Here is a 20,734-nt window from a genome sequence, read left to right on the forward strand (position 1 = left end):
GCGCGCGTCGGCGTCCGCAGACATAGGGCGAGAATATGTGCCGGCTGAAAGTCATAAAAGAGCGCATCGTCCAGGACGGTCGGCCGATCATCGCCGCAGGAGTCGGCGGATTCGCGCTGATTTTCTTGCTCGGCTGGCTCGGTGAAAGCCTGAACCAGCCCTTGGTGCTCGGCTCCTTCGGCGCGACCTGCGTGCTCGTCTTCGGCTTCCCGGACCTGCCCTTCTCGCGGCCTCGCAATGTGATACTGGGGCATGCGCTCACCTCCTTCATCGGCCTCGTCTGCCTCACCCTGCTGGACGCGACCCCGTGGTCGATGGCTCTCGCGGTCGCTGCTGGAATTATGGCGATGATGGCGACAAAGACCGTGCATCCGCCCGCGGGCTCCAATCCGGTCATATCTTCTCGACGCATCCGTCCTGGAGCTTTCTGCTCGCGCCGACCCTAGCCGGCGCCGTGTTGATCATCTGGTTCGGCCTGCTCTACAATCGTTTGGCGCGCGAGACGTCGCTTTCTCGTTGAGCGCGCGAGAGGTCAGCGGCGCTCGTCATGTTCATTCGGCAACTCGATTATCTCGTGACCTTGGCGCGCGAACGTCATTTCGCGCGCGCCGCCGAAGCTTGCTGCGTGTCCCAGCCGGCGCTTTCCGCCGCGATCCGACATCTCGAGGAGGAGCTCGGCGTCGTCATCGTCGAGCGCGGGCATAAATTCGTCGGGTTCACCGACGACGGCGAGCGCCTGTTGAACTGGGCGCGGCAGACACTCGTCGCCTGGGACGGGCTGCGGCAGGAGGCGTCTCTCTCCCGCAAGCGATTGAGCGGCAGCCTGCGGATCGGCGCCATTCCGACGACCATGCCGGTCATGTCGCTACTGACCGGCCCCTATTGGCGCGCCTATCCAGATTTGACGCAATTGCTGCAATCGATGAGCAATGAAGCGATCATCCGAAAGCTCGAGAATTTCGAGCTCGACATCGGCGTGACCTATCTCGAGGATCAGAATCTCGACCGCTTTCGCGTGCTGCCGCTCTACCGCGAGCGCTACGTGCTGCTGACGCGCGACGCAGCGGCGCTCGGCGCGCGCTCGTCCCTGAGCTGGAAGGAAGCCGCCGAGCTGCCGCTATGCCTGCTCACGCGCAATATGCAGAACAGGCGCATAATCGACGCCGCCTTCAAGCGGGCCGGCGCGCGGCCTCATGTAGTCGTCGAGACCGATTCCGTCTTCGCGCTCTATTCCAATGTGCTCTGCACGGAGATTTGCAGCATCATGCCGCACAGCCTCCTCGCACATTTCGACAAGCGCGAGGAGCTGAAGGTCGTTCCGCTGACGCCCGAGCTCCACCGGAAGATCGGGATCGTCACGCTCGACAATGATCCGACGTCGCCGATCGTGTCGGCGATCTGGTCCGTCACCGAACGCATGGACCTCGACGCGCGGTTCGATTTCTCGAGCGCGAACGAGCGCGCCGAGATCACACGGTAATCCCGGCGCTCCTCGTCAGCTCGGGCGGCTGCAGGAGCAGGAGTGGCCCGCTTCCCGATTGCCGCCGCTGCTGCAGGACGACGTTGGCGTCTCCTGCGGGTCGAGAATGAAGTTGAAGCCGTAATTCTCCTCGTCCTCGGAGAAGTCGACCGTCGCGCCGCGGAGAATGTCCATCGACGGCTCGTCGACGAAGATTCGGATGTCGCGGATCTCGATGATGACATCGTGATCTTTCGGCGCCGCCTCGAAGCGCATGGCGTAGTTGGGGCCGGAGCAGCCGCCGGCTTCCGCCATGATGCGAACGCCATGGTCCGCCTTATCATTCGTCTTCATCGAGCTTTCGATCGCCGCTATGGCGGGACGCGTCAGCACCAGCATTTTCGGCTCCTTTTTTAGGCTTTGACGCAGGTGTTTTCGACCGGGCAGACGTCGGCGCAGCGCAGCGCGGCGTGTCGCCGTCGCATTCCGTGCATTTGGACGCCTCGATGATATAGGTGTCGCCCTTCGTGCGAATGGCTGCATTGGGACATTCGAACTCACAAGCGCCACAGGCGGAACATTGCGATGCGATGATCTTGAAGGCCATGGTGTTTTCCTATCGTTTCAGGGGTCAGGCGTCGGCGGGCGCATTCTTGCGGCGCTTCGCATAGAGCACGGCGATGGAGGGCTCGATGAAATCGAAGGCGTAATCGTCGCTCGGCTCTATGCCGGCCTCTTTCAGCTCGGCTTTCGGGCAGCCGCCGATCTTGGCGCAGAGCAGGACATCGACATCGCGCAGCATCTCGATGATGCCCCCGAGCGCAGAATCCTCGCCGAAGCCGCCCTGGCAATAATGATCGTCGATCTTGCGCGCGCCGAGGAAGCGCACGCCAGCGCCGTCCACGCGATAGACCTCGTATTCCTGCGCATGGCCGAAGTGCTGATTGATGACGCCGTCGCCCTTGGTCGCCACGGCGACAGTCAGCGCGCGAAGATCGGGCGAGGCGACTTTTTCGATGAGATGAGCCGCCGCCTCCTTGGCGTTGCGATGCGCCTCCCGCTTGCGCTCGATCTCCTCGCGATAAGCGTCGCGCTGGGTGAAATCGATCTCGATCGTATCCGGCAGCTTGTCGAGCGTGAACTCCTGGCCGCGATCCTCGCCGAGCAGGCCGACGGCGTCGGCGCGACATTGGCGGCAATGGCGCATCATTTTCGCGCCGCCCTCGCAGGCGTCCTGCACGGTCTTCAATTCCTGCGCCGTCGGGCCCCGCTGCCTGTTGAGGCCGTAATAGGTGCCATGCGCGGCGTCGGAAATGAGCGGCATGATGTTGTGAAGGAAAGCGCCGCGCGCCTTGACCGCACGATTGACCTCGATGAGATGCCGGTCGTTGACGCCGGGGATCATCACCGAATTGACCTTCACCAGCACGCCGCGCGCTGTCAGCATCTCGAGGCCGAGCATCTGCCGTTCATGCAGAATGCGCGCGGCTTCGAGGCCCGTGTAGCGCTTGTGCCGATAGAAGACCCAAGGATAGATCTTCGCGCCGATCTCCGGGTCGCGCTCGACAGCAGCAGCGCGAGCGCAACTATGAGCAATCTCGGCATGCTTCACCTCACTCGGTACGAAATAAAGCTAATTCAGCCTTCGAGATACATAGCGCTCGCTTGGGCGATGTCCGGGCGCGTTTCGGGTTCGCGCTGGTTGCGCATGTTTGCGGGGAAAACGAACGAGGCGCGGCGCCTCTATTCGAAGTGCCGCGGCAAGCTGGGCAGTGAGGATATCGGTAGTCTCGTCCTCTTGGCGCCGACGTGAGCAGATAATTAGCGAGGAATTCAATGAATTCTGCGAGGTCGGACTCTATCATCCCTTGATGGATGAAATCGCCGCCACTTTTCGATCCAGCGAGCTGATCTGGTTCACGGCGCAGAGGTGGATGCTCTGGTGATCGAGCATCACACGGGGATCAAAGGTCCGCCGATCGGCCGCTACGGTCCTCATCGCAGCTCAATCGGAACCACGACAATGGCGAGGATGCGCCATCAACGGTCATTCGACCTGCACCGACCGAAGGTCTGCTTTCCTGAGAGTTCGTGGACGTTCGCCCCGTATCCCGTGGCCTGGTTGAAGGTCTAGTGATGCGCAAAATCACGCTCGAGTGATATCAGCCGTCACATATAGTGCAGCGCGTGGACTTCTCGCTGAGCGTCGAGGCGGTGCACGGACTTGAATTCGATGAAAACTGCGCCCGAAGTCTGGAACTCGGCGCGGGCCGCCTGACCCTCATGAAATGCGAAACCTCTTCGCGCGGCTATCCGCAAAAATTGCGCAGCAACCTTCACGGGGAGCGTTCAGCAGTCGTCCTCTGCAGCTCTTCCACGAGTCGGGGCGCATCGTAGACACGCGTGAGCGCTTCTAGGAGCGCGGCCGCAGAGACATGAGCGGTCCGCCGAGGCTTTCCGGCTGCATAGGCGACGTCGGCCGCGATCGCGCCTTCGATGGCGCCGGGGCCGAACACGACTCCGACGAGCCGCCCCTCGGCGTCGACCGTCGCGCTCCCAGAGCTGCCGCCGACCACATCCGCGGTGCTCACGAAATCGAGCGCGACCTCGCGGTCGATCTTGTCGGCGGCGAGCGCCCAGCGCGGCGGCGGGGCGCGTCGACCGTCCGAGAAATCACTGCCGTCGCGGCGGTCGTAAAAGGCGGCCAGCGTGGCGACGGCGGGGATCCGCCTCTCTTGTCGAACCCAGCCCGCCACCATTCCGAATCCGAAGCGCGCGCTGCGCGTTCCGTCGGGATAGCTGTTCTCCGTCCGAGCCGATGCGGCCGCCCGCCGCGCGCGCATTCCCTCCGCTTCGAGACGTCCTTCGCTCTCGCGCCAGGCGTCCGCGATGCGCACGTTTTCGGGTTCGAGCGCGCGCAACATATCGAGCAGGGGGTCGCTGGCGGCATCGAAATGCGCGCTGTCGGATACGTATAAGGCGCGGCGGAAGCCCGGGTCGCCGAGCCGTGTGCCGCGGACGAGCTTCTCCGCTCTCTCAGCCGGAGACGCGCCAGCGAGCGCGATTTGTACGATCGGATCGTCCGACCCGAATGTCTCGATGAGGGTCTCGAAGAAGCATCCGAGTCGCACGACTTCGATGTCAGGATCTATGCTTGGAGCCCGGAGCAGCCAATTCTCGAGATCGACGCGCTCTTTGACGAGAGAGCCGTCGCTGTGTTCCTTCCCCGACAGCTCTCGCTCCCGCCGCAGCTTCAGTAGTATATTGCCAAAGGAATAGAGCGGACCCGCCAATTCGACGCCATAGGGCAGCGTGACGACCTGCCCTCGCCAGGGCGGCGGCCCGCCGAACGCGAGAAGCTCGCCTCGAAAGATGTTCTGCGCATGCGTCGCGACATTCGACGCGAGATTTCGAATAGCTTCCGCCGACGGCTCGTCTCGGCGTTCGCCGATGGTTTTCAAAATTGCATTCTCCTCCTGACGTCGAGAGTGGAGAAACGATCTGTCTTGCAGCGATGCGAGGCGATCCTCGATGATCCGCCGAAAAAAGCCGATCGCGCCGAGAAGCGGCGCCGCGGCGCGTGCCGTCTCCGCGTGTCCTGCGGCGAAGGCGGCGAGCCGGTCATGCAGCTTCGCATAGGCTCTCACCCAGCGCGGCAATGCGATGTCGCGCTGCGCCTCGAGCTCGGCGGCGAAGAGATGGCGGCTAGATTTCGTCGGCGCGCCGCTGATGAAAATCGGATCGCCCTCTGCGAGAGGACGGCGCGACAGCCGCAGGAATTGCGACGCCTGGGCGGGGCTGCCGTTCTCATAGGCCCGCACCAGCGCCACGTCGAACGACGGCGCCGGGTGATCGCCGGGCCGCCGCGCGGCCTCCGCTTCGGGAGCAAAGACGAGCCGTATGTCGGAATAGCGTCGGTAGACATAGAGCATGTCGCGCGCGCCCGAATCGAGCGAGACCACTTCCGCGACGACGCCCGGCGCGTCGGAGGCGTTTCTCTCGATTTCTTCCACGACCTCGCGGCGGCTGCGCTCATCCTCAATGCGCCGCCCGGTCGCTTTGATGCGCGCCGCGATTTCCGCCGTTACATCGGCGCTCGCGACGATTGCGTCGAGTGAGAGGCCGGGAATTTCGCGCTCTTCGCGCTCGCTCCGCGCGACGAAGCCGTCGCCCGGAGGATCGGCTTCGGGCGTCGATATCGCCTCGAGGAATTGGCGAGGAATGACATGGCGATTCGTGACGATCAGCCCATCGGCGCTGACGAAGGCGCCCGATCCACCTATATCGACGTCGAAGCGCTTGATGTTGAACCGGACTGTCGACCTCTCAAGGCGATCGAGCCATTCCGATGTCAGATGGATTCCATATTTGCGCGCGATTTTTTCCGTGGGCGCCTCGGAGAAAAGCCAAAAGCCTTCCTCGGCGCGGGGAGACGCGGCTCCCGCCCAGGCGAGGAGGCCGAGAGCGAGCGACAGACGAAGACAGGGCGAGAATGTCATGAGATAGCTCCGGCTGTGCGATCCCTGCCGCCATTTCCACGGGAGGGTCACGCGCGGCGTTGCTCCATGCGCTTGCGCGCCCGGCGCTTCTGCCGCCAACGGATGAAGCCCGTCACATAGAGCGCGAGCGGAACCACGCCGAAGACGGCCATGAAGGCGCGCCCCGCATCGCCGAACGCTTCGCCCGAATGCAGTGGATATTGCCATTCGAGAAAGCGCTCGCCTGCCGTGAAGACGTGGGGATCCTGCGATGCGAGCGTTCTTCCGCTATATTGGTCGATGATCGCGATGCGGCCGCCGCCGGCCTTGTTGACCTCGTCGTCGGCATGCTTGCCGACGACGAAGGTTCCCTCGGGACCAACCGGAAATTGCAGCATTTGCAAATAGCCGCCGGGAAAAACTCCGTCCGCGACGGCGGCGATCGCATCCGGGCCGAGCGACGCACGCCCTTGCGCCGCCTCCGATCGTGCCTTCATCGGCAGCTCGTGAACCGGAGAAACGAGCGAGACGAGCGCGCGCCATGGCGCCTTGAAATTCATATAGACGCCGGAAAAGATCGAGACGAGAAGAACGATCCCCAGAGCCGCTCCGACGGTCTTGTGAATGTCGTAGACGAGCCGTTCTGGAGCCGCCCTCCACTTCACGCCGAGCGCCGTCTTCCATTTGCCCCGCGACGGCCACCAGAGAGCGATCCCGACGACGGTCGAGACGAGTAGCAACATGCCGACCGCCGCGATCGCGATCCGCCCGAACGGCTCCAACAGCAGCGCGCAGTGGAGGCTCATCATCAGATAGACGAAGGGCTGCGCGAAAGGATCGCTCATCTTGTTCTGAAGACGCTCGCCTGTGACCTTCGCGCGATAAGGATCGACGAAGATCGTGCGGCCTTCGATCTTCGAAAGATCTGGCTTTTCGCCCTTGTCGGGAAGGCCGGTGATATAGGCGACCCAGACCGCGCCGCGGCGATGACTCGGAAACTTCATGAAGATCGGGAATTTCGATCCCGGCGCGACGTCCGGCGGCATATGCTCCCGCGCCGCGGCGAAAATTTCCGCGAGCGGCCGATAGGCGGAGTCGGCGGAGGGTGGCTCGACGAGCATCGTCTCGGCGTTCAGCCATTCGTCTATATCCTGCCAGAAAGCGAGGACGCTTCCCGTCAGACCGGCGAGGACGAGATAGGCCCCGGCGACGAGCCCGATCCATCGATGCGCCGATGTCGAGAAGCGGCGCAATCGCCCTTTGCTCCGCGCGTGCGCCGTCGTCGGCGCCGCCTCCCCGGTTCTGATCTGGCCGAGGCTCATCTCGGTCCTCCCTCGCTCTGCATCGACGACGGGTCTTGTCTCGGCAATGTCTCGACAATCGGGCGACGGCGACGTCCGCGCGTCGCCCGGTCTAATCTCCCCACATTTCCGCAGAATCACACGCCGCGATCAATATTCGACGCGCACCGACCCTTTGAAGCTGCGCGGCGCCCCGGCGAAAATTGCGAATGCTGCGCTGGAGGCGGCGGGGTAATATCTCGTGTCGGCGAGATTATCGACGTTAAACTGAAGCTTCACAGTGGCGCCGTCGAGCTTGAAGTCATAGCCCGCCATCAGTCCGATCGTCGCATAGCCCGGCAATTGGAAGTCATTGGCGTTGTCGCCCTGGCGGATGCCGCGCGCCACGACTCCGCCGCCGATTTTCAGTCCGCGCCAATCGCCGCTCTGAAATTCATAAGTGGTCCACAGACTGCCGCTGTGCCGCGGCACGTTGAAGAGCGTGTGCCCTTTGTTCCCCGTCACGCTGACGAGAACGCCATTGGAATCCGTCACGCGACCATTGTCCTTGGTGATGAGCGAATCGATGTAGGAATAGCTGCCGATCATTTTCCATCCGGTGAGCAGCTCGCCCGCGACATCGAGCTCGACGCCGCGGTTGCGCACCTCGCCGACCGCGACGCTATATCCCTGGGCCGCGAGCAGCGGGTCGGGATTGGGGGCGGGTATATTCTGCTTGATGAGATTGTAATAGGCGACCGTCGCCGTGACGCGCTTGTCGAACCATTCGCTCTTGACGCCGACCTCCCATTGCTCCGCCGTCTGCGGCGGCATCGGATTTTTGGCGCCGACGTTGGAGCCGCCGAAATTGGTCAGATAGGATCCATAAAGGCTCAGCTCTTCGATTGGACGCCACAGGAGGCCGAAGCGAGGGGAGACCTTTTGCGAATCGTCATTCGTTTGCCGCTTCACGACATTGTAGGTCGTGGAATGATCATAGCGCAGCCCGGCGAGCAGAAAGAAGTCATGCGGCAGCTTCACCTGGTCCCGAAGGTAGAAGCCATACCAATTTTCTCGGAAGGCGGTGTCGCTGCGCGTGGTCGGATCATAGGCGAAGGTCGGATAGGAGGTGTGAACAGGCGCATTGAAATTGAGTGGCGGAATATAGCAGAAGCAGGAGAAGTTCAGGCTCGGCGTCAGATTGTAGCCGTTGACGTCGAGATGTTGGAAGTCGCCCCCCACGAGCATCGTGTGGCTGGTGTCGAGCAGATCGAATTTTCCGGTCACGTCGACATTGGTGAAATAGGTGTGGGTATGCCATGCCGGCAGCGCGACGGCGACGCGATCGGCAGAAGTCGCCCGGTCCAGAAACGGGAGCTTGAAGATGTTTATGCCGAGCTCCGCGGCGGTCTGGCTCGTCAGATCGACGATCTCGGCTTGGAACTTGTGCTTGATGTTCCAGCCTTCGGCGAAGTCACGCGAAAACTGATATCCCATCACCACATCATCGGAATTTCCGCGCGACCATGGATCGGACGTATTGAAGCCGCGCGGCAGGAAAGAGAGGGGTCGCGCGCCATAGACACGGGACGCCGTCTGGCTGGCCACGAGGCCGGGAATGGCGTAGCCCTTGGGAAAGGCTGCGGACTTATAGTCGAGATAGACGTCGAGCTGCGTCTGCGCATCGAGGTTCCAGCGCAGCCTCGGCGCGACATAGATATTTCGATTGCCCGAGAACTGGAAGAAATCATGATTGTTCTCATAGGCGAAGTCGAAGCGATAGAGCAGCGTGTCGTCCTTCGTGATCGGCCCGGTGGCGTCGACCGTCGTGCGATAGGATCCCCAGGAGCCCGCCTGCTGTTGCACGGCGTAGAAGGGAACGGCCTCCGGCTTCTTCATCACGAGATTGATCACGCCGCCAGGCTCGGCGCGCCCGTAGAGGATGGAGGCTGGCCCTTTCAAGACCTCGACTCGATCGACATTGACGAGAGTCTCGGCGCCGGAGTTCTGCTCGATGCTGTTCATGCGAACGCCGTCGCGATAATAATCGTAGGTCTGAAAGCCGCGAATGTAGAACTGCTCGACGCCGCCGGCAGCCAACGGCGGGAGAGCGACGACGCCGCTGACATTCTCGATGGCGCGCGCGATGGTCGTCGCTTGCTGATCCTGCAAAACCTGCTGCGGGACGATCTGGATCGAGGCCGGCGTCTCCATGACCGGTGTGTTCGTCTTCAAGGCCGTGGAGGCGTTCTGTGGCCGGTATCCGGCTTTGTCCTCGGATCGGGGAGCTGGGCGGGAACTCGGCGTCGAGCCGATCTCGATCGTCGGCAGCGACTCCTGCGACGCGGCGGCGGAGGAGAACAGGGCGAGCGTCAGGACGCCGGCGGAAACGCCGCGCGCTGAAACGAAGCTGGACATGGGAAGACTCTCATTGGCGCGTCGATCGCGCAGCAGATCGGAAGAGATGAGCGAGCGGAAGAGCCGACGCCGTCGCGAGGCGTCACGGAGAAGATGGAGGCGCTCGTTGCGACCAGCCACGATCGAGTGAATCCGGCCGCGCCGGGGCCACGTCGTCGATGGGGAACAGGCGTCGCGCCGCGGCGCTGGCGAGCCCCGATCCGGGACCGTGGGTCGCGACGCGATCGGCGAGAGTATGTCCGCATGCGGCGCAGGGGCAACACGCGTCGCAATGACGCCGCTCGTCGTGCGAGGAGGAGCCTCCGGTGGCTCCGTCGACGTGATCGCAGGATTGCGTGGCGAGAGGCAAGAGCTCCGAAGACGGTCCATGCGAGGGCGCGGCGACGGCCGGCGCGGCGGCGCCGAACAGCAACCGCAACGCCAACAGACAGAGGATGAGCGCTCCAGTGGCGCTCCTCCCGCATTCTCGCGCTTTGTTCCGCCGCATCGCCTATCTTTGGCCTCTCGCCCGGGCTCCGTCGCGCCGCAACTATTAACGTTCTAAGCTTTCATGAGGATAACATCACGGCGGCGCGGCGGTTTTTGCTGGCGTCGAGACAAATTTGCCGCAATTATTGCTCTTGCTGAGTGCGACCATCGAGGCGGAAGGGTCGAGTGACGCGGATATTGCTCGTCGAGGACGAACCCGAGATGGCGCGCGTGATCGCCGCCAAGCTCGGCAAATCAGGGTTCATAACAGATCATATGCGCACGCTCGCCGAGGCGCACGGCGCGCTCGAGGCGCATTCATACGCTTGCGTGCTTCTCGATCGACGGCTTCCCGATGGAGACGGCATGGCGCTGCTCGCAGAGATTCGGAAATTGCAGCCGGGTTTGCGCGTGCTCGTCGTCACAGCCTGCGACGCCGTGAACGACAGGATCGACGGCCTCGACGCCGGCGCCGACGATTATCTCACCAAGCCCTTCGACGCCGACGAATTGATGGCCCGTGTCCGCGCCTGTCTTCGACGTCCGGGCGGAGAGCGTTTGCCGCCTGTCGTCATCGGCGCTCTCTCGTTCGATCTCGACGCCCGCGAGGCGCGCATCCACGGGGAATCCATCGTTCTGCACCGGCGTGAATTGGCGTTGCTGGAGACGCTCGTCCGCAACGCCGGTCGGGTCGTTCTGCGCACATCGATGATGGACGAAATCTACGGGTTCGACGATGACATTCAGGGCAACGCCTTGAACATTCTCGTCTCGCGCCTTCGCCGTCGGCTGTCCGATCATTGCGCTGGAGTCGAGATTCATTCAGCGCGCGGGATCGGCTATCTTTTGAAGAAATCGACGTGAAAAGTTCGCTCTCGCTTCGGCTCGTCGTCGTTCTGCTGAGCGCGCAGGTGATCGCGTTCGGCGCCATCCCGCTTTTCACCTTTCTGATTTCCGTCTCCGGTGTCTGGCCGGCGTCGAACATGACCGTCAATGATTGGGCGCAAAGTCGCGCCTATGATCTCGTCGTGGGCTCGCTCGCCCGTGCCGCGGACGGCTCGGTGCAATTGGAGATTTCGCCCGCTCTGCGCGCCTATATGGCCGAGCAGCAAAGGCTACGCATCGCTGCAATCGACGCGAGAACGCGCACCGTCGCGCGAGGCTCCTCGCCCGAGCTCGCCACGGCGCTCGCCGCTCTGGGGCCGATCGAGGCGGCCTCGCTGCGATTTCACATCCGCGGCGACGAGGACGAGAAGTCTCGCGGATACGCCTACCGCACGCCGCCGCCTTTCGAGGATACGCTCGTTGCGGTGTATGGCTATTCGTTTCAATGGAGCGACCTGCTTTTTGTCGTCGGAAATCTCTTCTCCGTCCCTGGGCTTCTTTCCGCTTCACCGATGATTTTCGGCGCGGTGGCCGTTGCATGGCTGATGGTGCGGCGTGGGCTGGCGCCGCTGCGCGCGGCCGCTGCCGAAGTGTCACGAATCGATCTCGACTCCCTCGATCAGCGAATTCCCCAAGCGGGTATTCCGGGCGAGGTCGCGCCCTTTGTCGCGGCGGTCAATGAGGCGATCGATCGGCTCTCGGCGGGCGTCGCCATGCAGCGGCGCTTCACGGCCAATGCGGCGCATGAGCTGCGCACGCCGATCGCCATCTTGCGCGCGCGCCTCGAAACCTATGACGACGCGGCCTTCACCAAGGAGCTCAAGCGCGACGTGCGCCGCATTCAGACGATCGTCGAGCAATTATTGACGGCGGCGCGAATATCCAATGCCGAAAGCGCGATGGATCAGGAGCTCGATCTCGGCGCGGTCGTCCTGGCCATGGTCGCCGACTATATGCCGCTCGTCATCGAGAACCGGCGGAACATAGAGTTCGATCCTCCTTCGTCGACCGTGCTCGTGCGCGGAAACAGACGCGCGCTCGAATGCGTCGTCGCCAATCTGATCGACAATGCGCTGCGCGCGGAGCCGGAGGGTGGGACCGTCCTCGTGCAGGTGCGGGGCGACGCGACCATCAGGGTCGTCGACCATGGCGAAGGGATTTCGTCCGACGAGCGAACGAAAATATTCGAGCCGTTCTGGCGCAAGGACGAACAGTCCCGAGGAACCGGGCTGGGGCTCTCGATCGTGCGAGAACTCGTCGAATTACATGCGGGAACGATTTTGGTGACGTCGACGCCCGGCGGCGGAGCGACCTTCGAAGTCGCGTTCGCGAGCGTTTCGACGCCATCATCGGTAGTCTTCGGCAGGCCGATCGCGTCGCCATTGCCGACGTAGCTCGTAGAGCTTCAGTCTCCTCGAGTTGCAGAGACTTCACTCGAATGGATCTTTCCTGAGTTGATCCGATAATTCGATCCCGGCGATCGTGGCCGATGCGCATGCATCGACAAGAACACCACCGCAGCTGTGAAGGTCGCGGTGGTACGGTTAGGCAAATATTGTCATATTGTAGCATCGGCGCCACTGGGGCGCCGGGAATGTCGGCTATCGACGTAACCAGACGTTGGCCCCGTCGGCAGGAGGCGGCCGCGCTGGGTCGTGTGTCACGAGCGCGCTGTCGCGAGTATCGGCGGCGCTCAACTATACGAGAGATGAAGGAGGGCCCTTCGAGTTCGGCAATCAGGTGCCGATCTCAAGCCACCGCAAGCAGCTTCGGTCAAGAGCCGTGGTTGTGAGCGTTGCGGAAACGCCGGGACATGATTCCGGCAGGCAAGGTCGAGAGAGGCGAGCGAAAGCAAACCGTCGATGAAGTGTCGAAAGCGGTTAGGCGATGTCGAAACCGGGGGGTGACCCTTCCTCCGGGATAAGTTCGGGAGATACCTGATACGGCCCGAACGGCATCCGGCATGTAGGCGGCGCGAAGCTCGACCAGGCTTTCGTATGGAACGTGAGAACCTGGGCTCCGTCACGCCGATGGCGTGAAGCGACAAGCCACAAGCGGCTCCAACCGCGAGGGTGAGAGTAGCTATGCGGAGCACAGGGACGGAGCAGCCCGTAGTAGTGATGAAGGTTCTGTAATGGGACTGGAGCGAAGGGGCTGCGTTGTTCAGCCGAGGCCGCGGGCCAACCGGCGACGGGAGGAGTCCGTGGACAAGGTAAAGCCGTTCGACATCCCTAAACGGGAGGTCTGGGAAGCCTTCAAGCGTGTGAAGGCCAACCAGGGAGCGGCTGGAGTCGATGGACAGTCGATTGCGGAGTTCGAGGCCAACCTTTCGGGCAACCTCTACAAGCTCTGGAACCGGCTGTCGTCGGGGAGCTATTTTCCTCCGCCGGTGCGGCGGGTCGAGATTCCGAAGGCGGATGGCGGGACGCGGCCGTTGGGTATTCCAACAGTCTCGGATCGCATTGCCCAGGAGGTCGCCCGTCGATATCTGGAGCCCATTCTGGAGCCGGTGTTTCACACTGACTCCTATGGCTACAGGCCCGGACGATCTGCGATCGACGCCGTGCGCCAAGCTCGCCAGCGCTGTTGGCGCTACGACTGGGTGCTCGATCTCGATGTGCGCGCCTTCTTCTTCGACAGTATCGATTGGGAGCTGCTCCTCAAAGCGGTCCGCCGACATACGGATTGCCCATGGGTGCTGCTTGATGTCGAGCGCTGGCTGAAGGCGCCAGCGCAGATGGAGGACGGCGGGGTCGTGCCGCGCACGGCCGGAACGCCGCAAGGAGGGGTGATTTCGCCTCTGCTCGCGAACCTGTTCCTGCATTATGCTTTCGACATGTGGATGACGCGGAATTATCCGCACGTCCCATTCGAGCGCTACGCGGACGACGCCATTTGTCACTGCCGAAGCGCCGAAGAGGCGCGAGCGCAATGGAGCGCGCTTGCGGGCCGTCTTGCTGTCTGCAAGCTGGTGCTGCATCCTGCAAAGACAAAGATCGTTTATTGCAAGGATGTGAAACGGCGCGGCGACTTTCCTATCATCTCATTCGACTTCCTGGGCTTTCAGTTTCGAGCCCGGAAGGTGATGTGGGGTGGAAGGGCCGCCCACAGCTTCATGCCCGCCGCCAGTCCGAAAGCGTTGAAGGCTATCAGCTGGACCGTTCGGCGATGGGCGCTTCATCATCACAGCGACAAGTCCCTGCAAGAGCTGGCCGAGAAGCACAACCCGTGCATTCGCGGCTGGGTCACCTACTACAGCCACTTCTACAAGACGCAATTGCGTCCGACCCTGACGAGGATCGACGCCTATGTCATTCGATGGGCGCGCCGAAAGTTCAAGCGGATGCGCCATCAGACCAAAGGGGCGCGAGTTTGGTTCGACCGGCTACGTCGGGCGAACCCCCAACTCTTCGCCCACTGGCCTCTATGTCATGGCGACGGCCGAACATCGGTAGCCGTGTGAGTCGAGAGGTTCATGCACGGTTCTAGGAGCGCCCGGGGATGAAATTCCTCCGGGCGACTCGACAAAGATCCCCCTTCGCCGTCCGAAATGGGGAGGTCGCGCCGTATCCGGCCATGCGACCTGCGCGAACCGTAGGTTGGCTTGCCTTGTTTCGCGGACCTCCGCGGTGGCGGATCGGCTGGATATGGACGTTTGTATCCCGCGTGGCTCGGCGGAAGGTTCCGCGGCGGGTTTCGTGCCCTGACGGTTGTGGTGTTTGCGGCGTTCAGTCAGCGACACACGCTGCGCGCGATCGGATGCCAGCGTTCAAAGGCGAGCTCGGCGATAGGGGGAGATTGCCGGCTCGACGCCGTCGCCGATTTCGACGGGCGCAAAAGGCCGAAGGCGTCCCTGGCGTCGAACACATCGGTCACTCTGCGTCGGCAGTCCGCGCCCGGCGCTCGCGCGGTCGACGACGGCAGCCATCGTTTCCGCAGAAGCGCCGTGAGAGGCAGGCATAGTCGAAGCGAATCCATCAGTCGGCGAATGTCGGCGGCGCGCGCGTCCGATCGACGTTGCGAGAATTCATGTCTCGAACAATGTCAGTCATGTCGGAATCTACTTGTCTACATGAATGTCGCCATAGGCCTTCAGCGAAGCCGTCAACAGCTTCGAATACCATGGCTATTCGGCGGTCGTAGTCTCCGACCGCGGCGCGCCACCGGCGGAGACGCCCCGCGTCTTACGAAAGCGCCGCGCCTTCCTCTTCTTCCTCCAAATGTAGACGCCGGTGACGGACAGTGCGCAGATCGCCAAGCCCATCGCACAGACGAGGATCTTCATCGGCAGGCCGAAGACGGAAGCGGTATGGAGCCGCGCGAGCCATCGACCGATCGAATTTCCTGCTCTCTCGGCGGAATCTCCCGGCCAGGTCGCGGCGCGCAGAGCGCCGGAGTCGGCGTCGAAAACGACCATTGCTCGCGTATTCGCTGCGATCTCTGGCGAGCAGCGCGCGTCGAGAGCGTATACGCCGCGGCTGCGATCATAAGTGAGAAGCGCCTCGCTTTCGATGACGAAGCCCACTCGACGCGCCTGCTCGTCGAGCAACCTGCGCCCGACGGCGCGAGCCGCGCGCCAGTCGAGAAACGGCGCTTCGAGCGGTTCGGCCAGCGCCGGTAGAGCGGCAGGAACCTCGGCGAAGCCGAACAGCGCCTTCATTGTCGGCCGATAGACCTCATCGAGATTGAACCCGACGCCCGACCAAGCGAAGACCAGCAGCATCGCCCAGGTCCATAGGCCGACGGCGCGATGAATGTCGAAATTGATGCGAAATGCGCCGCCGCCGAATTTGATCCACCAAGCCGGTCGCCACCGATCCCACCAGGATTTCGCAGCGTAGGACGCCTTGCCACAGTCGCGTCGCCTCGGCGGCAAGGTGAGGTAGAAGGCTACGAAGCAGTCTATCGTCCAGACGAGCGCGGTAACGCCGAGCAGATAGCGTCCGAAGCTTCCGGTGAAGGGCGGCAGAGCCAGCGTGTAATGGAGGCGATAGAGAAAGAAGAGCAAATTTTTTCGATCGAGAGAGACGACGCCCCATGTCCGCGTTCCGAGCCTCTCTCCCGTATGAGGATCGAGATAGAGAAAGATCAGCGAACCGCCTTCCCCTTCCTCTTTCATCCAGACGCGCGCCATGTAGGAACGGTCCCGCTCGACATCGAGCGACACATCGTCGATGCGCGCGCTTGGATAGAGCGCGGCCGCGCGCGCTCTCAGCTCGAGGGGATCGAGCGTCGGGACGTCGCGCGTCGCGACGGTCAGAAGCTGCGGATTGAGCCAGACGTCGATCTGCTCGCGAAACGCCAGCACGCTGCCGGTGAGGCCGACGATGACGAGAAAACCCGCCATTGCCAGCCCCGCCCAACGATGCAGCGCGATCCAGAAGGCGCGGCCCATCGTCAAAACTCGACGCGGATCATGCCTTTGAGCGTGCGCGGCGCGCCGACATTGACGCCGAACTGACCGCGATTTCCGGTCGGATAATAGCGTGTGTCCGCCAGGTTCTCGACATTGAGCTGCGCCGTCAGACGATATTGCGCGATGTTCCAGCTATAGGAGGCGAGCAGGCTGAAGATCGCATAGCTCGGGACGTGGAAACTGTTCAGATTATCGCCGAACGCCTTGGTGCGGCCATTGACGCCGCCGCCGAGCTTCAGGCCTCTCAACTCGCCGTCCTGTAGCTCATAGGTCGTCCACAGATTGCCCATGTGACGCGAAATATCGGGAACGACGAAGCCCTGATAACCGTTCGCGCTGACGATGTTTCCGAGCGGGTCGCTGACGACGCCGCTGTCCTTGACCACGGCTGCATCGATGTAGGAGTAGCTGCCGATCACTTTCCAACCGGGCAGAATTTCGCCGGCGACGTCGAGCTCGATTCCCCGGCTGCGAACCTCGCCGAGCGCGGTGCGATAGCCGATCGCGGCGAGCGCAGGATCGGGATCCGGCGCGGCGACATTTTTCTTGACGAGATCATAGAAGGCGAGCGTGGCGCTGAGGCGCTTGTCGAATAGCTCCGTCTTGACGCCGACTTCCCATTGCTGCGCGCTCTCCGACGGGAGAATGCGCGCCGCGCCGCCGGGCCCCGACAAACCGCCGGCCTGACCGAAATTCTCGAGATAGCTGCCATAGAGGCTGAGTTCTGGAATCGGGCGCCACAGCAAGCCGAAGCGCGGCGTCACGCGCTCGGAACTATTGCCGAGCGTCTCGGGATTGCCGTCGAAGGGATTGTTGTGATTGTGGCCGCGATCATAGCGCACGCCCGCGAGAAAGAAAAAGTCGTGCGGCAACGTCAGCCTGTCCTGCGCATAGACTCCGAACCATTCGTTACGATAGAGCGACGTCTGACCGGCGTTGAAATTATTGTACATCCACGTCTGCGTCGGCGTGAAGCTGTGAATAGGAAACAGATAGTCGATGCTCGATTGCCGGATCTGGGACGCGCCGAAGAAGGAGTTGAAGCTTCGCTCGGAGAGATAGTCGGCGCCGAGGAGCGCCATATGCTCGATACCGAACGTATCGAATTTTCCGGTCAGATCGAGATTGGTGGTGATGACATGGCGAGCGTCGTTGTTCTCGATCGCAACGCGGCTCAGCGCCGTCGGCGATCCGGCTGCGAAGCCTACGGGCACGACGAGGAATGTGTGGTCCTCGTATTCGAGCCCTTCGAAGCGATTGGTCAGCGTCCAGTTCGCGTCGAATTTGTGCGACCATTCATAGCCGAATTTCAGCACGTCGACGCGACTGCTCGAGAAGCGATCGTTGAAGGTGCGTTCGCGTGGGAGCGAGGCGGCGGGCCCGACGCCGAAGAGCAGCGAGAACGGATCATATTTCGTATAGGCGAAATGCCCCGCATCGAAGGGGATCACCTGATGGTTGTATTGCAAATTGACCGAGAGATAGGTGCTCGCGTCGATGTTCCACCGCACCACCGGCGAGATGAAATAATTGCGCGAGAAGTCAGTCTCGCGGAAGGAGCCGCCGTGATCCATTTCCGCAGTCACGCGATAGAGCAGCGTGTCATCCTTCGTCAGCGGCCCGGTGGCGTCGAGCGTCGTGCGGTAGGAATCGTATGAGCCGAAGGATTGGCTCAACGAATATTGCGGCGTCGCCAGCGGCTTCTTGGTGACGATGTTGACGATGCCGCCGGGGTCAGCGCGGCCATACAATATGGAAGCGGGGCCTTTCAGAACCTCGACGCGCTCGACATTGGCGAGCGAGGAGGTTCCGGGCAGGCCGGCTTGCAGACGCAGCCCGTCGAGATAGACGTACGATGTCGAAAAGCCACGAATCTGGAACTGGTCGTTGCCGCCGATATAGGTGGCGTCGAATGTGCGCACGCCGCTCACATTCTCGACGGCCTTGGCCAGAGACGCCGCCTGCTGATCGAGCAGCACCTGCTGCGGCACGACTTGGATGGAGGCAGGCGTCTCCATGATCGGCGCGCTCATCTTGGTGGCCGTGGTCGCGTCGGGAATGCGATAGGCGGTGGGATCGCCCCTGCCGGTTCCGCCAGCGGCGCCTCGGTCGCGGGGCCGGTTCGCTTCCGCCCCCACATCGATCGGCGGCAGAGCCTCCGCGCCATTGGCGTCGCTGCGAACACCCGTATCCGCCTGCGCGAGAGTGATCAGCACAGAGCGGCCATTGTCGGCGAATCTGTAAGTGAGCGCGGTTCCGTCCAACAGAGCGCGCAAGGCGTCCTGCGTGGTGAACGCGCCGGACAGTCCGTGGGTTTTCACGCCGCGCGTCAGCCTTGCGTCATAGGAAAGTCGAAGATCATTCTGATCCGCGAATGCGGTGAGCGCTTCGGTGAGAGGGATTTGGTCGATGCGATAGAATTTGACGGCGCCGTCCCGCTCCTGCGGAGCGATAGCGGCTTCGGCCGGAAGGGAGCTCGATCCTGCCCCGGTCATCAAAAAGCCGACTGTCGCCGCGGCGATTGCCGAACCCATATCGCTCTTCCCCTTCGGACCCCTCGTCTTCGCCATCGTGCCGCCCTTCGAATCCATCGAGGGCGCGAAAATGCCCCTCATTGGATTCAACGCGGTCGACCTGCGCCTCGGAACCTCGACGAAGAGAAAGCCGAGAAATTTTTTCGGCGCTCGTTCCGACGGCGGAACGACAGAAATTGCGAGGTCCTCGAGAGAGGAGCCGCACCGAGGCGAAGGATGTCAGTCGTGGAGCAGGATCAGATAGTTCGACAGACGATAGGCGGAGAGGCCGAGAGCTGTTTCGATGTCGGCGATGGCCTGTAGCGGATCGTCCATGCGATAGACGCCGGTTACGCGACGGGCGCAAATCTCGCGCCGCAGGCAATAGACGAAGCCGTGACGATAGCGGCCGAGCGCCGCGAGCACATCGCCGAGCGCCTCGTCTTCGACGATGAGCCTGCCGCGTCGCCAGGCGGTGAGCTTCGCCACATTCGCGGCCGTTGGCGCGCTCGCCGAAGAGCCACGCAGGAAACTCGTCTCCTGCCCCTCCTGGGCGACGACCTCCTTGCCGCCGCTCGCGACGGCCACACGATGCTCGGTGACCGTCACATGCGCGCCGTCGTCATCGACGGCGACATTGAAAGACGTGCCAAGCGCGGTCGCCGTGCCTCCGGCGGCCTCTACGACAAAGGGCCGCGATGCGTCGGGCGCCACGTCGAACCAGGCTTCTCCGCTGAGGAGGTCGAGCCGGCGGCTCGCGGGCGAGAAATGGAGCGTGATGGCCGATCGCGCGCCGAGCTCGACGCGGGATCCATCCGCGAGCGTAACGCGACGCGTTTCGCCGGCGCCCGTGGAATAGTCGGAGCGAAAGAATGTCGAGAGATCGCCGCGAAAGAAGATAAAAGCCAGGGCGGCGGCGCAGGCCGCGGCGGCGGAAAATGGGCGCTTTCTCCGCTTCGCCAGCGGCTGCTTCGCAGGGGCGCGCACATTCAGCTTGGAAAACTCGGCGGACAATCCTTCGGCCTCACGGAACGCCGCCACATGCGCAGCGTCGGCGGCGAGCCAAGCGTCGAGCGCCGCCTGCTCCTTGCGCGTCAGCGGTCCTTCCTTCTGACGAAGGATCCAGTCCACCGCTATGTCGTGCGGGTCTTCCGGCGTGTCGCCGTCGAAGCTCATGCGCGTCGCCGTCTCACCGGCATGGACATTGGTCTCATGGATGATGCAGCCGAACGCCGTCCAGCCCCACTTCCGGTCGCCCGGCTCCGATCCTCTATAGAGTACAACGCGCCGGCTGGAAAAGACGGAACCTCCCCAAATACGAGCATGATCAGCGGACCGCCTCGCGGCAGCGCCGAAAGGCGAGGCGGATATGCCGCCGCGCCATGCTGTCGGAGATGCCGAGACGTTCGGCCGCCTTCTTCACGGGTAAGTTTTCTTGCATGACGAGAACAAAAACCTCGCGGCAACGGGGTGGAAGCGACTCTATCGTCGCGATCAGAAGCTGCGATCTGTCGTTCTCCTCGCTCGCGTCCCCGGGCGGGGCTTCGGGCGAGGGCGCCTCCGGGAGCTCTTCTCGAAATTCGAGATATTTCGCCTCGGTATTGCGTCGCCGCGCGCGGTCCCGGGCGAGGTTCGTCGCGATCACCTGGAGAAACGCCTCAGGATCGGGCATGGCTTCGAGGCCGCCATGCCGCATAGCGCGGACAAAGGTCTCCTGCAAAAGGTCGGGCGCGTCATTCGCGCCCGCTTTGCCCCGGAGGTAGACGAGAAGCCGGCGACCGTGGCGCTGGAAAAGCTCGCCCACGGAGCGCCGCAAG

General features: G+C 62.8%; 13 protein-coding genes and 2 pseudogenes. 5 read left to right on the top strand and 10 right to left on the bottom strand.

The genetic code is table 11. The features are described 5' to 3' along the window. Positions 1-35: 35 nt before the first annotated feature. A complete protein-coding gene (locus METLW4_RS25545) occupies positions 36-446 on the top strand; it encodes an HPP family protein (protein WP_198290229.1) in 411 nt (136 codons plus the stop codon). A gap of 101 nt (positions 447-547) precedes the next feature. Next, positions 548-1,480: a LysR family transcriptional regulator gene (locus METLW4_RS0120325; RefSeq protein ID WP_018268073.1), complete on the top strand. Its 933-nt coding sequence runs from the start codon at positions 548-550 to the stop codon at positions 1,478-1,480. 15 nt (positions 1,481-1,495) lie between these two features. Here the strand turns inward: METLW4_RS0120325 and METLW4_RS0120330 are convergent, their stop codons facing one another. The 6 genes and pseudogenes from METLW4_RS0120330 to METLW4_RS25560 all read right to left on the bottom strand — a co-directional run bounded on the left by METLW4_RS0120330 (position 1,496) and on the right by METLW4_RS25560 (position 9,755). Next, a complete protein-coding gene (locus METLW4_RS0120330; protein WP_245258541.1) occupies positions 1,496-1,813 on the bottom strand; it encodes a HesB/IscA family protein in 318 nt (105 codons plus the stop codon). Between the two features lie 59 nt (positions 1,814-1,872). Further along, positions 1,873-2,066, bottom strand: a pseudogene (locus METLW4_RS27135) (4Fe-4S binding protein). Positions 2,067-2,090: 24 nt separating this feature from the next. Next, positions 2,091-3,017: pseudogene (gene nifB / locus METLW4_RS25550) on the bottom strand (nitrogenase cofactor biosynthesis protein NifB); the annotation flags it as partial. A gap of 778 nt (positions 3,018-3,795) precedes the next feature. Next, positions 3,796-5,958, bottom strand: coding sequence for a S46 family peptidase (locus METLW4_RS0120355; RefSeq protein ID WP_018268079.1), 2,163 nt, complete (start codon positions 5,956-5,958; stop codon positions 3,796-3,798). 47 nt (positions 5,959-6,005) lie between these two features. Then, positions 6,006-7,259: a PepSY-associated TM helix domain-containing protein gene (locus METLW4_RS25555; RefSeq protein WP_018268080.1), complete on the bottom strand. Its 1,254-nt coding sequence runs from the start codon at positions 7,257-7,259 to the stop codon at positions 6,006-6,008. A 129-nt stretch (positions 7,260-7,388) separates the two neighbouring features. Further along, on the bottom strand, positions 7,389-9,755 hold the full coding sequence (locus METLW4_RS25560; protein WP_018268081.1) for a TonB-dependent siderophore receptor: 2,367 nt from the start codon (positions 9,753-9,755) through the stop codon (positions 7,389-7,391). Positions 9,756-10,289: 534 nt separating this feature from the next. On the opposite strand from METLW4_RS25560, the gene METLW4_RS0120370 reads away from it, so the two are divergent. From METLW4_RS0120370 to ltrA, 3 genes are all read left to right on the top strand, one after another. Beyond that, entirely contained in the window at positions 10,290-10,967 is a 678-nt protein-coding gene (locus tag METLW4_RS0120370; protein WP_018268082.1) for a response regulator transcription factor, read from the top strand. Further along, positions 10,964-12,382: a sensor histidine kinase gene (locus METLW4_RS25570; protein ID WP_018268083.1), complete on the top strand. Its 1,419-nt coding sequence runs from the start codon at positions 10,964-10,966 to the stop codon at positions 12,380-12,382. Before METLW4_RS0120370 ends, METLW4_RS25570 begins: the two co-directional genes overlap by 4 nt. Positions 12,383-13,191: 809 nt before the next feature. Further along, positions 13,192-14,451, top strand: coding sequence for a group II intron reverse transcriptase/maturase (gene ltrA, locus METLW4_RS0120380; RefSeq protein ID WP_018268084.1), 1,260 nt, complete (start codon positions 13,192-13,194; stop codon positions 14,449-14,451). Positions 14,452-15,114: 663 nt separating this feature from the next. Here ltrA and METLW4_RS25575 read toward each other — a convergent pair. The 4 genes from METLW4_RS25575 to METLW4_RS0120405 form a co-directional block, all read right to left on the bottom strand. After that, complete coding sequence (locus METLW4_RS25575; protein WP_018268086.1) at positions 15,115-16,383, bottom strand: PepSY-associated TM helix domain-containing protein; 1,269 nt, start codon at positions 16,381-16,383, stop codon at positions 15,115-15,117. Positions 16,384-16,385: 2 nt separating this feature from the next. Further along, positions 16,386-18,938 carry a TonB-dependent siderophore receptor gene (locus METLW4_RS25580; RefSeq protein ID WP_198290231.1) on the bottom strand — a complete coding sequence of 851 codons (2,553 nt, stop codon included), beginning with the start codon at positions 18,936-18,938 and terminating at the stop codon, positions 16,386-16,388. Between the two features lie 219 nt (positions 18,939-19,157). Further along, positions 19,158-20,093: a FecR family protein gene (locus tag METLW4_RS0120400; RefSeq protein WP_018268088.1), complete on the bottom strand. Its 936-nt coding sequence runs from the start codon at positions 20,091-20,093 to the stop codon at positions 19,158-19,160. Positions 20,094-20,244: 151 nt separating this feature from the next. After that, positions 20,245-20,721 carry an RNA polymerase sigma factor gene (locus METLW4_RS0120405; RefSeq protein WP_245258504.1) on the bottom strand — a complete coding sequence of 159 codons (477 nt, stop codon included), beginning with the start codon at positions 20,719-20,721 and terminating at the stop codon, positions 20,245-20,247. Between the last annotated feature and the right edge of the window lie 13 nt (positions 20,722-20,734).

It is taken from the genome of Methylosinus sp. LW4, from assembly GCF_000379125.1.
Classification (GTDB): Bacteria; Pseudomonadota; Alphaproteobacteria; order Rhizobiales; family Beijerinckiaceae; genus Methylosinus.

What these genes read in the sequence shown, in the direction of transcription:
- METLW4_RS0120400 (WP_018268088.1), bottom strand. Translation starts at nt 20,093, where the DNA reads ATGAGCTTCGACGGCGACACGCCGGAAGACCCGCACGACATAGCGGTG.
- METLW4_RS0120325 (WP_018268073.1), top strand. Translation starts at nt 548, where the DNA reads ATGTTCATTCGGCAACTCGATTATCTCGTGACCTTGGCGCGCGAACGT.
- METLW4_RS25575 (WP_018268086.1), bottom strand. Translation starts at nt 16,383, where the DNA reads ATGGGCCGCGCCTTCTGGATCGCGCTGCATCGTTGGGCGGGGCTGGCA.
- METLW4_RS0120330 (WP_245258541.1), bottom strand. Translation starts at nt 1,813, where the DNA reads ATGAAGACGAATGATAAGGCGGACCATGGCGTTCGCATCATGGCGGAA.
- METLW4_RS0120355 (WP_018268079.1), bottom strand. Translation starts at nt 5,958, where the DNA reads ATGACATTCTCGCCCTGTCTTCGTCTGTCGCTCGCTCTCGGCCTCCTC.
- METLW4_RS25555 (WP_018268080.1), bottom strand. Translation starts at nt 7,259, where the DNA reads ATGAGCCTCGGCCAGATCAGAACCGGGGAGGCGGCGCCGACGACGGCG.
- METLW4_RS25580 (WP_198290231.1), bottom strand. Translation starts at nt 18,938, where the DNA reads ATGGGTTCGGCAATCGCCGCGGCGACAGTCGGCTTTTTGATGACCGGG.
- METLW4_RS25545 (WP_198290229.1), top strand. Translation starts at nt 36, where the DNA reads ATGTGCCGGCTGAAAGTCATAAAAGAGCGCATCGTCCAGGACGGTCGG.